At 39.9% G+C, this 14288-nt stretch carries 11 protein-coding genes and 1 pseudogene; 8 read left to right on the plus strand and 4 right to left on the minus strand.

Annotated elements, in window-relative coordinates; translation table 11 throughout:
- Positions 1-7: 7 nt before the first annotated feature.
- From BO26_RS05310 to BO26_RS05320, 3 genes are all read right to left on the minus strand, one after another.
- Positions 8-2614, minus strand: coding sequence for an outer membrane usher protein (locus tag BO26_RS05310; protein ID WP_036769614.1), 2607 nt, complete (start codon positions 2612-2614; stop codon positions 8-10).
- 20 nt (positions 2615-2634) lie between these two features.
- Positions 2635-3186 carry a fimbrial protein gene (locus tag BO26_RS05315; protein ID WP_036769615.1) on the minus strand — a complete coding sequence of 184 codons (552 nt, stop codon included), beginning with the start codon at positions 3184-3186 and terminating at the stop codon, positions 2635-2637.
- A gap of 81 nt (positions 3187-3267) precedes the next feature.
- The gene (locus BO26_RS05320) at positions 3268-3807 is read right to left on the minus strand and encodes a fimbrial protein (RefSeq protein ID WP_036769616.1); all 540 of its coding nucleotides are present in this window, start codon (positions 3805-3807) and stop codon (positions 3268-3270) included.
- Positions 3808-4492: 685 nt separating this feature from the next.
- On the opposite strand from BO26_RS05320, the gene BO26_RS05325 reads away from it, so the two are divergent.
- Positions 4493-5068: a tyrosine-type DNA invertase gene (locus BO26_RS05325; protein WP_036769617.1), complete on the plus strand. Its 576-nt coding sequence runs from the start codon at positions 4493-4495 to the stop codon at positions 5066-5068.
- 536 nt (positions 5069-5604) lie between these two features.
- Here the strand turns inward: BO26_RS05325 and BO26_RS05330 are convergent.
- Positions 5605-7197: a sulfatase-like hydrolase/transferase gene (locus BO26_RS05330; RefSeq protein WP_051690879.1), complete on the minus strand. Its 1593-nt coding sequence runs from the start codon at positions 7195-7197 to the stop codon at positions 5605-5607.
- Positions 7198-7642: 445 nt separating this feature from the next.
- Between BO26_RS05330 and BO26_RS24800 the strand changes: the two genes are divergently transcribed.
- From BO26_RS24800 to BO26_RS05355, 7 genes and pseudogenes are all read left to right on the plus strand, one after another.
- Complete coding sequence (locus BO26_RS24800; protein ID WP_477707007.1) at positions 7643-7828, plus strand: hypothetical protein; 186 nt, start codon at positions 7643-7645, stop codon at positions 7826-7828.
- 304 nt (positions 7829-8132) lie between these two features.
- Entirely contained in the window at positions 8133-8741 is a 609-nt protein-coding gene (locus tag BO26_RS05335) for a plasmid pRiA4b ORF-3 family protein (protein WP_036769618.1), read from the plus strand.
- Positions 8742-9666: 925 nt separating this feature from the next.
- Positions 9667-11589: a lipase family protein gene (locus BO26_RS05340; protein WP_036769620.1), complete on the plus strand. Its 1923-nt coding sequence runs from the start codon at positions 9667-9669 to the stop codon at positions 11587-11589.
- Entirely contained in the window at positions 11586-12335 is a 750-nt protein-coding gene (locus BO26_RS05345; RefSeq protein WP_036769621.1) for a hypothetical protein, read from the plus strand. Before BO26_RS05340 ends, BO26_RS05345 begins: the two co-directional genes overlap by 4 nt.
- Before the next feature lie 66 nt (positions 12336-12401).
- Entirely contained in the window at positions 12402-12545 is a 144-nt protein-coding gene (locus tag BO26_RS23400; protein ID WP_157835527.1) for a hypothetical protein, read from the plus strand.
- Positions 12546-12557: 12 nt separating this feature from the next.
- Positions 12558-12833: pseudogene (locus BO26_RS05350) on the plus strand (hypothetical protein); the annotation flags it as partial.
- 401 nt (positions 12834-13234) lie between these two features.
- Positions 13235-14002 (plus strand): DUF4123 domain-containing protein, encoded by a 768-nt coding sequence (locus BO26_RS05355; RefSeq protein WP_036769624.1) that lies wholly within the window; start codon positions 13235-13237, stop codon positions 14000-14002.
- Positions 14003-14288: the final 286 nt, after the last annotated feature.

Genomic DNA, 14288 nt, shown 5'->3' on the forward strand with positions numbered 1-14288 from the left:
TTCAGAATTAGTTACGGGCCTGCTCCATCAACCTTGATGATGACAGCGAGGCATTCGCGCTATGGCTGTTATTACCGTTGGCCAACTGGCACAGCAACAACAAGGAAGCCATCTCTTCTACTGCGGGTAACTTATTTGGCAACTCAACGACACACTGCAATTCGCCATCCCAGCGCACATCCAGCTTCTCACCTGGATTTATCCCGCTCAGGTAGGTATTCCCGCCGTCATTGACGATACCAATTTCCCGTTTATCCTTATTCAACACTGTCGCACCAAACGGTGGGGTACTCCCATCTGATAAACGGATCAATCCCATTGCCTTCTCCCCGGCTATCACCTGGAATTTACGGTAACCAATCGCACCTTCTGTCAGTGTTGCTTGCTGTACTGAACGTATTGCTTCCACATTGTTTGGCAGTTTATTCAAGTCAATGCTCGCACTGTTACGATAGTAGTTATTCACATCCGAGATCACCGCCTTACCGAATCTATTGGTATGGGTGATCGCACCAAAACCTTTCACGGGTACTCCCCCCACACCTTCGGTATCCACCATCAAGCGCGTCGTTCCCGGCATATTGATACGGTGCAGCGCCGCGCCTTCTGTCGTAGCGGTCACCCCCCCTTGGATAGAAAGTGCTGCCGTGGTGTAACGTCCATCCTGATAACTCGCACTTGTCGTCAATTGAGTGCGGTCGCCGTAATGAGTGAAATAACCGTTAGCCGTTGCCTTGCCATCAATACTGCTACCCGCCGCTAAACGATAACTACTGTTCTCATTTATCCGTCCGTAATAACCAACAGTGTTGGAATTACCTCTCCGATTGACCATCGCGTTATAACTGATCGTTCCTGAATGACCCCACGGTAAGGACAATGTTAAATACATGCCATCGTCATTCTTGCTTTCATATTTATTACGATAAGCCGATAAGTTCAGGTTAATATTTTTAAAAGTACCAATATCGAAATAGCGCGATACAGATAAGTTATAGCGATCATTATTCGGTCGATTCCAGTAAGTCTGATGGCTATAGTTCAGGTAAGTGCTAATCCCCAAAGTCGTGAACTGTTTATTCAGCATAATGTTATAGAGTTCTTTGCCACTTTCCCCATCGCCATCATGATAACGGCGATCCAGATATTGACTCATGCTCATGAAATCACGCTCTGAGAAGCGATAACCTGCAAAAGTCACCTGACTGTCATACTCCTCAAAACGCTTGGAATAACTCAAGCGATAAGACCCTCCTGTCAGGGTTTGATTCTCATCCGGTAAATGAGCGCGGGATTCAGTGACATCAAAGGACAGAGCACCGAAGGCCATCAGATCACGCCCTAGCCCCAGCGACAATGCGTTATAATCTCCAGCCCCCAATACCCCGCCATACAGTGACCAGCCATTGTTTATCCCCCAGGAAAATTCCCCGACACCAAAACCCTTCCCCTCACTGCGATGCTTCCAGTTGGTCGGCTTACCCGCTGCTAGTTTGTACTGTACCCGCCCCGGACGAGTCAGATAAGGAATACTCGCAGTATCAACTTGAAACTCCTGTACACCGCCTCCCTGCTCTTCCACTCGCACATCCAGTTTGCCACTGACCGCATCATTGATGTCCTGAATACGGAATGGCCCTGGCGCAACCTGAGTCTCATACAACACTCGCCCTTGTTGACGAATAGTCACTTTGGCATTCGTTTTCGCCACACCGGTGACCTCCGGCGCATAACCCCGCAGGTTTGGTGGCAACATATTGTCATCAGTGACCAAACTTGCCCCGGTAAAACGGAAGCTGTCAAAGATACCTGAATTGAGATAATCCTCACCCAGCGTCAGCTTGGCCTGCAAATGAGGAATCGCCCGATACATGTAGTAACGGCTCCAATCCCAATTCTTCTCTGTGCTACCTGTCCGGCCAGTGACGTGGTTATATTGTGCCTGCCAGTCCGCCCGCAGACGCCATGTTCCAACGTTTATTCCAGTCGTACCATTGGCACTAACATTCTGATTTCTTTTTCCCTTAGTTGGTTTGGATACCTGAGCGTTAACGTTGTAATCAAACAACATCCCCAAGACTCCCTCATCCCAACGTGACGGTGGGTCCCAATCCGGCGAACTATATTCAAGATAAGCCTGCGGTACGCTCAGATATAACGTATCGCTGCCCAAATCCCCACGCACCATCATGCCAGGTAGCGTTTTAACCTCCAGGCATTGATTATTATTCCACCAGGTGAGTTTTGCCTCCCATTCCGCCCGTAAACCCAGTTGTTTCACCACATCAGGCGACAAACATGCCACACTCCCTCTCGGATCATCTGGTGGTACCATAAAAGTCACCGGCATCTCCGGCAGTTCACTGTTATTCAGACGTACCATCATCTGGTAATCCCCCGGCATGATATAACCCGCACGGGAAAATTCTTTTAAATCAATCCGCGAGCGATCCTGAACATCCAATACATCCGTATTAAATTCAATTTCTTCTTCCGCATACGCAATGTGAGTACCCATCAACGCGAACAATACTAAAACAGCAAGAGGTTTCCAGACACATCGAGCCAAGACCACCCTGTTGTGTTCAGTGGTCACACCCAAAAACAAAGCCATAACATTCTCTGAATCGATGATTAATAATAATCCAGCCTGAACCGGACGGTGGTTCGATATTGCCCCACCTGTAATAATTGATGATTACCCACCAGGCGCATCGCGTAATTCAGGGTCATATGCCCTTCTTGCAAAGCACTTATTGGCAGTGGGGTCCCCGGATATGCCTGATTGCCCCGTATATCAGTAATTTGTAACGCTACACCTCGTGCCACACCGTATAACCGGAAATTATTCCCATCCGACGCACCATCAAACGTTACCTGAAAGTGACGCCAATCTGGTGTACCCGATGTCGCTGAGGCAAGTACGCAATTAATCAAGCGGATGGAAAAGGGGCGTTTTGGCCCCTGTCCATCACGTATCACCCGGCTGACTGGAGTAGTGGCCAATTCAATCGTTTGGTCACCACTACCTGCATCAATCGCGCAGGCCGTATCAATGATGGCTCCTTGCATGCTAACGCGACCATGCCCTTGCGCTCCTCGTGGAGCAATCGCTTCAGCACCAACAACAATGCAAGAAAACATTAGCATGCAGGGCACCACAACAACGGCAACACATCGGCTCATAACTTTTCTCCAACTAAACTCATGCAAAACTTTTATCAGGAAACGCCTACTACCAGTAAGCGTTTCCATGCATGAAAAGAGTTATTGATAAGTCAGCTGGAAATTGGCAATGCCAGTAAATTCACCCGGAATAACTGCATCAGGTGTTGTATCCCCCTGAAGATAAGCAGCAAAATTGAGATCATTATTACCATCATGCAGCGCTACAGCGGGAGAAGGCGTACCCAGTTTAATCTTATTCCCTCCTGCATCAGTGATCGCAATGCCTGCACCCTTAGCTGTCCCTTCAATACCCAACAGACCGTCACCGCCGACTATATTGGATTTGGCACCGACAAACGTCGTTGTTACCGTACTTAGCGTATCGGTAGTACAGTTCTCTAAAGAAATTTTGAACGACCTGGAGGAAGAACGGCCACCGTTTTTCAACGCTGCGTTAGAAATAGCACCCATTGGCACAACCTGCTCAACCGTTTCCGGTGTGATAGAGCAAGGTGCATCAATGATAGAGCCCGTAAAAGTCACAGTTCCATGACCTTGACTGGAGTTAGCTGCATTTACAGAACCCGCAGCCAGAGCCACACCCAATCCCAGAGCCATAACCAATTTATTCAAATTCATGTAAGTTAATTCCTTGAATTAAAGGATAAAATACCCATAACCGTAAAGAAAATAGCAGTGCAGGAACCCAATTCCATACACCAGATATCCAGTGCAAAATAGGATTTCAAAATTTCGTATTAATATTTTTAAAACCAAACAAAATGCACCAAACTGTTTTATTTAGTTAAAAAAACTAATCATAAGTAATAATTTGAAGCAAAAATTCAAAATTACATGTAATTTTGAATTTATAATCTAAGTGATTAACTAATATCTGATTGAATTCAGATGAACTAACTAATTTTTTACAATAAATTAATAATGAAACATGAAAAATAGTAAAGAATAATGGAAAAAGATTCTATATTATAAATAGTTAAATATTGGCAATTTGCCATTACACAAAATTTGACTTAAGAGGTAGTTTTGTAGGAACATATTTACAGTTTGGTGCATTCTGTTTAGTTTCTCTTTATTACCTAATAGTTTCTAAATATACAATTACAAAGTTTACAAGCTGATATTTTCTATTGAAAAATGGCTATTTATGACTATCTGAAAACAGTCTTTATAGATTTTGTCCCAAATAAATAGAATTACCAGTTAATAATTTTATAATAGTTCTATTAATTGGTATATTCCGGTAGATTAATATTATTTTCTACCCATAACTATCTGCTCAAATTTCACAGGAACTATTTTCATGAAGAAGCGTAAATTCTTAACCAGACATGAAATTGATGCGATCTTAGAAAAAGCACGTCAGGGTCGTCATGCTGAACGGGATTACTGCATGTTACTCATGTGCTTCATTCATGGGTTTAGAGTCAGCGAACTATGCAATTTAACACTATCCGACCTTGATCTTAGTTCAGAAATTATTCATGTGAGGCGATTAAAAGGGGGGTTATCAACAACACACCCATTGATAGCTGAAGAAATTAATGCTTTAAATCAATGGCTTATTGTCAGAAAGAGTTGGAGAGAAGCAGACACACCGTGGGTCTTTTTATCGCAAAAATCAGGCGCTATTTCACGTCAACAGGTTTATGGTTTATTAAAGCGATATGGCAAACAAGCATTAGTCAGTATTTCACCTCACCCACATATGTTAAGACATGCCTGCGGTTATGCTCTTGCTGATCTGGGGAGAGATACGCGCCTTATTCAAGATTATCTCGGTCACCGTAATATATCCCATACCGTTATTTACACAGCAAGTAATGTAAAACGATTTTTTAGAATATGGGAAGTTCCTTCAAAAAGATTCCTCGATTAAAGTATCTCTTTTTTATAAAAACATTGTAATATGGGTAGTTATTTTTCCTGAAGTTAAAGAATATTATCTAATATTTAAAATCCTCATCTATATACTGATGAGGATTTTTTATCCCCCAGGATAATTATCAACATCATAAAGCTATTTTTATTTCTTATAATTAATCTCAAAATAATTTTTTTGGAAACTAATAGATGATGGCATTAAATGAAAATATATATTTGACATATATAATTTAATTAAAAATCTATCCTAACCCTCTTTTAACCTGAATAGATCATTGCTGCAATGGTGACAATGACGACAAACACGCTCAAGAAAATAAGTATTTTTTCACATCAAATATGAAAATTTGCTAACTATTTATAAAACAAGAAAAAATATAAAAAGTGATTCACTATTGAAAAACACGAAAGGTTGCAGGAGGATTCATTCTCACTGAATTTCCTTCAGGGAAAAAATCCTCTTGTTCCATTCAATTTCACCGGCAGTTAAATAGTTAATAAAATAACTATCACCATAGTAACCATCGAAAATTATTTATACGCAGACTGATGAATCTCTTTCAATGAAGATTGTATATCCAGGAAATCTTCATCTAATTTATCATAATTTTTCACTTCATCTTTAAATGTAATAACATTATCTTGTCCACTGCACTTCTCATTAGAAAGCATATTACAATCATCAGGAATATTCTTTTCTCTTATTCCAAGCCATTGGGAAAATAACGTTAAAAAATACAGGCCACTTCTTTGTGCCGTTATTTCTTCACGGTGGTGGTAATCGCTGCCGGTGATAAAAAATGGCACCTGAAAACTCTGTTTATTTTTATCATTATGCGTCAGGTTTTCCCGTTCCGTTCCTTTATCAATATAAGAAAGCCCATGGTCTGAAAAATACATCATTGTCCATTTTGAATGATGGCTATTAGCCTTAAATGCAATATCAGAAAGAATTTTATCTGTATTCGCGATACTCTTTATATAACAGGAAATTTCTTCCGACTGTAAAAATACATCATATTTTCCATTCGTTCTGACGCATGCTTGTGGGTGAGATCCCATCAAATGAATAATAATCAATTTTTTCTTTTTCTCTGACATTAATGCTTTTTCTATATAAGGCATTAATTTATCATCCGGTAAATAAAGCCTGTCATCAGAACTTCCACTTTTCAGGAAATTAAAACTATCTGCCTGTTGCCCAATTAAAGCAACCGGAGAATCAAAAGCACTTTTCATACCTTGATTAGATATCCAATAAGTATAAAAACCCGCTTTCTTTGCCAACGTAATAATACTGTTGTTCAAATCGATACTATTGTCGTTTCTCAAAGCTAATGAATTTGTCAAAGATAGCTGAGTCGATGCCGCTGAAGAGATATAATTTGTAAATATTTTAGCATTGGCTTTATTCAACCACGGCGTATTATCATAAGGAAAACCATATGCCTCCATAAAATCTTTTCTGACACTTTCCCCAATTACCATGATATATGTTTCATATTTATCTTCTTCTACAACCGGCTGCCAGAAGTCTTTCTGTTTTATTATTTCAGCAAACCTCACTCTTTCCGAATTAACCTCATTATAGCTCTCAACGATATCACTAAAAAATCTAACTTCCGGTAATCCAGATGCTAATAGGTTAAAATCCGGATCGAAATCAGATTTGATATATCCTTTTACCGGTGACCAAAAAGCGGATAAAACAAAAAACAGAGAAAGAAATCCTATATGGCTCTTCTTCAATGTTACTTTTACCTTGAGAGATAAAAGCATTAAAATAATAGTGACTAATACTACTAAATATGTAAATAAAGGAAGCCCACTGATAAACTCAATAGCTTCGTTTTTATTAGTATATATTAAAGACCCTATTGAGTTCACATCAGGATAACCATAAGTTAATCCTACTGGAGAATAAATCACCCCAATTAACCCAATGGAAAATATAAAGGTATAATATATTAAACAGTTAAAATTAGATAACAATATTAAGATTGAAAATGCACTGAATACATATATAAACTTTAACTGATAGCCAAGACTTAAATGGGCCAGTGTAATAAAACCAAACAGGCACATTAAAACAAAAATTTCCCGAATCTTCTTACTCAACAACATTTTAACTCGTTTCCTTAATCTACGGAAAAAATCCTAAAGCATTAATGATTTTATCTTATTAAGATGGATTATTTTGCAAAATAGAAATATCTGTATTTGATTAACCCTGTTCCTGAATGAGATCAACTCTACTCATATTTTTATTCAACACAATTATGTTCTAAATTTCATCTATTCTTTGTATATACCTGTTATCTTTCAAGTTGCCTCTTTGTTGGCTGCACTCTCTCACCCCGGTCACATAGTTATCTATGCTCCCTTGCCGTCGCGATCCATCTTGAAATCTATTGGGTATAACCGCAAGCAACTTCACTCAAACTGCTACATGAAAAGGTTAAACAAACACATAAAAATACCTTACCAATCTATCTGTCATTTCGTTAATGATTATCCTAAGCAGGAGCTTTCAATGATTAATCTTAAAAATTTGATTAACAGAATGTAAATGATATGCATTTTTTCATTAATAGCAAGAGCATTGGGATATTCTGGTCCCAATCATAAAAGCCGGGATGAGTACCGGATTAACCATGCTACCCGCGATCAAATTTCTAAAGCTGCCTACACGGCAGTAAACAGCAAAAACCAGAAGATTTACATGGCACCTGGAAAAGGTGTTTCGATATTATGATGCTTTGGTTAAATTCAAGATACAAGGATATCAACACGCTATAATAAGCATATGACCGCTTTCAATGGCTATAGCTCAAAAATAACAAAACAAACAATGGCATTAATGGCAGGTTAAGCCGGGCTATCTGGGGCAAAAGCCATTATTAATATCGCTACTGAAATTTATGACATCGCTAAAGACTTTCATAAGGAAGCCAGATATGTTGGTATTCCAATAACTTTAGCCAAAAAGATTCAACGAAATATTGACAACAAACGGAACACGTTGAAAGAATCATTCCGAAACCCTTAGGAGATGAATAATGAACGAGAAATTCTATCAGTTAAAAATTACCCTCATAGATTCACAACCGGCTATCTGGCGACAATTTGTCGTTCCTGCTTCTATCCCGCTCGATAGATTGCATGATGCGATACAAATCGTTATGGGGTGGCAAGATAGCCACTTACATGAATTTCGTATCGGCAAGCAACGGCTAACAGAAATGCCAGAAGAGCCATCTGATGGAGAGGAAGAAGGTTTATATCGCCTGATAGATTTGGTTAAACAAAAAGGCAGAACGTTTAGCTACGTCTATGATTTTGGCGATAACTGGGAACATGAAATCATCTTAGAAAACAGCAATTATCCTGAACAGGATCTTCCTCTACCTATTTATTGTCTGGATGGCGCGCGCGCCTGCCCTCTTGAAGATACTGGCGGCGTCTATGGCTATGAGAATTTAATAGCAATACTTAATGACCCTTCCCACGAGGAATATGAAGAAACGCGGCAATGGGTAAATGGATTACTTGATTTAGCAGAAAATGATCATTTCGATCCTGAGCTATTTTGTCCAAACAGTATTAATGGCTTTTTAGCCCTTTATTATCGCTGGTCACGCGATCGCCACCAACCCTTGTGGAACTGAAAAATTTCAGATGCATCACTATTACAGCCTCAAGTGCTTAATTTGAGCTACTTTTTCTCGTGGAACAGATAATATTTAATTCAGTATTGAGTGCAGTTTCGACGGTGTTACAGGTTAACTCCGGGCAAACTGCACTGGTACTGTCCTCGCCAACCATTTCATCAATACAAACTCAGCGAAAATAATGTCCTGACCGTAAACCTTTTGAAACATTGGGCAGAATTTTCTATCCGTGTTCTGGAGGATATCCTTTAATCTGGGTAGCCGGATTTACTATCAATAAAGCATCCCGCAAATTCTCAAAATCTCGCTAAAAAAATACCTTCCAACCTGATTCTCAACTGAATACATTGTATCTCACTCATGAATATGTGACGCAAAAACAGGATATACCCGTCATCTTTCAAGTTGCTTCTTTGTTGGCTGCACTCACTCACCCCGGTCACATAGTTATCTATACTCCCTTGCCACCGCGATGCATCTTGAAATCTATTGGGTATATTATTTTATTATTTATCAGAAACGGAGATTTAATAATTAATCAAATAGATAGGCAGAGAATATAATTAATCATCTTAAGTAGAAAATAAATGAATTCGAGATTTTTTTCATTTTCATACTTTTTCAATTCTATAGTAACAGCACTCATTTTCTGCTTCTAATACTCTCTAATAAATTTATTTTTTTGTAAATTGAAAAATTGAATTTTTTTCTTGCTATTCGGTGATAATTTAATAATTATTGTTTTAAATTTCATCACATGGGCAGTATGAAGAATATTTCAGGTTCTGTTCCTCTTATTTCACAGGAATGAATTGAGTGGGAGTTCATGCCTGTATTCTTGTCGTCCAATTGACTATTGTAATTTCTTCGGTGAAAAAATTAATCATTTCAATTCCCTGACATAATTAAGGAAACAACATCGATGAGTAAATTAAGCCCACTTGATTGTCTTGACTGTAAAAAAATTCTGAAACACTGGGTAGAATTTCAGTTGTTGGATGAACAGGGAAAACCGCTGGTAAATATGCCTTATAGCCTGATAAGCAGAGGACTACCGAATTATGTGCGTCGAGGGAAGACGGATGGTTTTGGGGTACTCAGGGAAGAAGACCTGTCGGCTCATCCAGTAAGGTTGTATATTCACGCCCAATCGCTAGCGGATGAGATGGAACAGCGTCCGTTGCGAGAAAAACGCGGTGAAGAGGCATCGGTGGTGAAACCAAAAGCCGAAGCGGAAGGTTATCAGTACCGTTATGTGACCATCGGGCAAATCAGTGATGGTTTGCCCGCGCTTGATGATTGGAATGATCCTAAAAAAATTCCACCTCCCTATCATTTCCCTGACCCTGAGCCAAAAGGCTATCAGGTTCATCCATTAAGCCGACGGTATGTATTGGAAATATGTCCGTTTCGTGCATGGGTTTTACAATTGCATCATCAGAAAGAGTATTCCATTGTTAATGCCTATAATCAGTGCTTAATGAGCGTATTGGCTTATGCCAGTGGAGATGTTGATATTGAAGGCTCTGTGACTCACTTCTTTAATCGGCAGATGGTGGATGTCTCGAAGCCTCCTTATCGGGTAAACGATGTCTCGGCAACGCCTGTGGTTTATGATGTGCCGTTCTGTGAGCGTTATGCCCGAGTAGAATTTATTGATTCAAAAGCATCAAACAATAAACAGGGGGATACCCGACTGTTTTATATCGCCAGTCACAATGATGTTCTTGTCAGTTGGCGTGGCACCGCCAGTCTGACAAATGACCTAACTGATGCAACTTTTCAACCATTAAGTTTGAGTTGCAACGATGATAAAGCCCTGTGCAGCGAGTTTATTCACCGAGGCAAAGTGCATAAAGGGTTCTGGGAGGCATTCAATCTAGTTGGGAAGTTAACAGTTCCCAGTGATAAAACTACAGCGGTATTCAATGATGTCATCCAGTTAGCTAAAAGCAAACGATTATTTATTTGCGGGCACAGCCTAGGAGGCGCACTAGCATTACTGCACTGTGCACAATTGAAAAAATACCATCCCTGTCTCTATAGTTACGGGATGCCAAGAACATTAACCCGCAGTGCAGTACAAGAATTATCTTCTATTATCCATTATCGTCATGTTAACGAAAATGACCCCATTCCTTTGGTACCCTTTGAACAGGATATGGATAATATTTTTTTCAATTACTGGGCATTAGCAGGGTATGAATGGGAAATCATGAAATTGTTGTCACCCTCACCGATTATTCAGGCAATTAAACAAGCAACAGCCAGTAAAGAAATTTATCTGCATCATGGTAAAGTGGTTCATTTTCTAAAGGCCAGTGCCTGCCCGGAATGGCTGATTGCCGCCAGTAATGTATCGCTGATAACCAGATTGAGCGCAGAGGAAATATTAAGCAATACGACAAAACTGTATTTAATTCCTGAACTGAATAAAGAAACAGAGCACTTTTTCTCTCAGGCCGGTGAGCAGCAAAATGCCCTGTTTAATCAGCTAAGCCCACAAGAACAGGATAAACTGTTTGATGAAAATAAAAACCCTGAGTTAAAAGACAAATTAGGTATTCTTAATCACTTCTCATCTAAATATGCAAGTTATATTGATGCGCGCCTTAGAGAGTTATGCGAACCAGATAAAATAACAATTTATCGAGACAGCCAACGCCGATTTAAAGAGAAAATGAATGCTGATAAAAAACTTATTCCAGATGCCATTTACTACCGTAATCTCTGTTTTCTGGAAATGGATAAACAGTTAATAAAATCATTGGCCGTCAGTCAGCAGGAAGAAAAAGGGAAACTGGCTTTACAGTACTACTACGGTGATAAGGAACTTCCAGTATGAGGATATTAAAAGTCACATTGTTATTATCACTGTTGTCTTTTATTTACTGGTCTATGGGAGACACCTTTTTTAACTGGCTATTTCCCTTTTCATCTAAGGGAAAGCGGCAGTGGATCACAGTGGAAGGCATCATACCGAAATATACCGAGCCGTATGTAGCGGCAAGGTATATCTCAAAATCTTGTCTTGAATATGAATTTAGTGCGACGATGACACCTCATAAAGTACCGACTTACAATGTGCTTTACCAAGAGGTAATCACTGATCCTCAAACAGGTTACTTTCAGACGAAATTGCCTTTTAGTGGTGGTGGTTGGTGTAAATGGAAGATAGACCGAGCCTTTGTGTCTGTGCGTTATACTGACGTCAGCCATCTGATGAAGGATGTTGTTAATGAGGGAGGCGATGGAACAGGTTTAACCGCTTTTATCAACGATGCAACCCAAACAAGTCTCAGCGAAACTGCGGTATTAAATACCCTAGATTTTAGACCAGTTATTTACCCTATTCTGGAAATAGTTGAAGGGTTTCCGAAGCGCTTATTTTTACGAGGTGAAGTAGGTACGCGTTTCTTCCAATTAAAATTAACTCCGGGAGCTGAATGGAAAATTATCTTTAAGCCTAAGCTGGATGAAACCAAAATACCAAAAATCACCATTACTAATGGAAAAGGCGAGTGGGTTGAATATCCTGATGGGCACATTGAAACCAATACCCGAAATGTCAATTATCGATATATAAAGTAATTCATCAAGATAACTGACCATGATAAACATAAAAAAACGTTCACAGACATCTTAAGGAGAAAATGGATGCTGATAAAAAACTTATTCCAGATACCATTTACTACCGTAATCTCTGTTTTCTGGAAATGGATAAAAGTTAATAAAATCATTGACCGTCAGTCAACAGGAAGAAAAATGGATATTGGCTTTATAGCATTACTGCAATGGTAAGGAACTTTCAGTATGAGGATATTAAAAGTTACATTGTTATTATCACTGTTGTCTTTTATTTACTGGTCGATGGGAGACACCTTTTTTAACTGGCTATTTCCCTTTTCATCTAAGGGAAAAGGGCCATGGATAACAGTGGAGGGTGTTGCACCAAAATATACAAAGCCGTATGTGTCGGCTGTATATAAATCAAAAGATTGTCTTGAATATGAGTTTAGTGCGACTATGACACCTCATAAGGTACCAACCTATAACGGATTAAGTCTGGATGAAACCAAAATGCCGAAAATCACTATTACTAAAGGGAAAGAATGGGTTGAATATCCAAATGGCAGAATTGATCTCAATCGGCAATCAATAGATTACTGGAAAATAACGTCGCCAAAGTCTACGGCAAAATAAATAGGGCAATACAGCCTTAACACGCTATACAAATAATGCTGTCGGAATTGAGGAAAACTAACTATGAATACCTTATTACTAATCTGTTTAAACACCAATACCAGAAATAAAGCCCCCCTATGAACCATGGATTAAAACCAATTTATACCTGTTATCTTTCAAGTTGCCTCTTTGTTGACTGCATTCATTCACCCCGGTCACAGAGTTCTCTATGCTCCCGGGGATTCGCTCCCTTGCCGTCGCGATGCATCTTGAAATCTATTGGGTATATACTATTCGGAGGATATATGAATATTTCAATGACTTGGCAACAATGGCTGAACACCCCTAATAAACCCCCCGTTTTCTTTATGCTCAATTCATTGGCAGAACCTAACCCTGTTGCTCCGTTCTATAGCAACGACTGGGTGGAGCAAGCTTTTCCACTGTATAGCGGTACCCCAATGGATCACCTACTGAAGTGCAGCCCCTGGCTAATTCAACCCAAATTGAATTCTTTATCAATTATAGGTCATTGGCTTGACAGCCATTCCTTAAGTGATAACAGTTGGGGCTGGGCTTATCGCAGTGATGATTCATGGTCGCAACAGCTTAATCACTGGCGTTCACGCCAGCAGGTGATATTGCAAGAGAAACAAGTGATTCTACGCAGTATGGACCCGCGTGTTCTCAGCCAATTATTACCGGCAATGATCACGAGCGATTGGTCAGCATTTCTGACACCAGTGAGCGAGTTAATGATCGATCTGCCTGAACCACAGTTGTATTTCCGCCCTGAAAATTGCGGTCAAGATGGAAGTGAACGGCCCTTTGTCTTGGGTAGTCATTTATCGCATGCCTGGCATCATTCCGATTACGCCCTGAGAGGGATGGCATTCGCTATCTGGAATGACCTCTGGGAAGACCACGGTGAACTGGCTATGAAACTGGATGAGCCAGAAGGAATATTACAAGAAAAGATTATCCATTGGCTAAAAGAGCATAGGAAAGACAAAGGTAACATTAGCAATCTTACCAGTGCAGATTACTTACAAATGCTGAATGAAAACGGATAACCACGGTATCCCCATAGGCACAGGGAACATTTCACCCGCTTTACTCAACTCTTTTCTATTATCGGTTTATCCCCGTAAACACGGGGAACTTTTTTACCCTGCCATCATCATAAAGCCCGAATCCGGTTGATCCCAGTGAACCCAAAGAACTTTAGCACCATGTCGGAGTCTCCTCCCAGATAACAAAGTCCTACGGGCCACAGGGAACACATTGCTATAGACAAGAATAGCTCTGTTTTTAGCGGTTTATCCCCGTCAGTACGAGGAACGAGTATATCCCTGTTGA

The organism is Photorhabdus australis DSM 17609 (assembly GCF_000711895.1).
In the GTDB taxonomy this organism is placed as follows: Bacteria; Pseudomonadota; Gammaproteobacteria; order Enterobacterales; family Enterobacteriaceae; genus Photorhabdus; species Photorhabdus australis.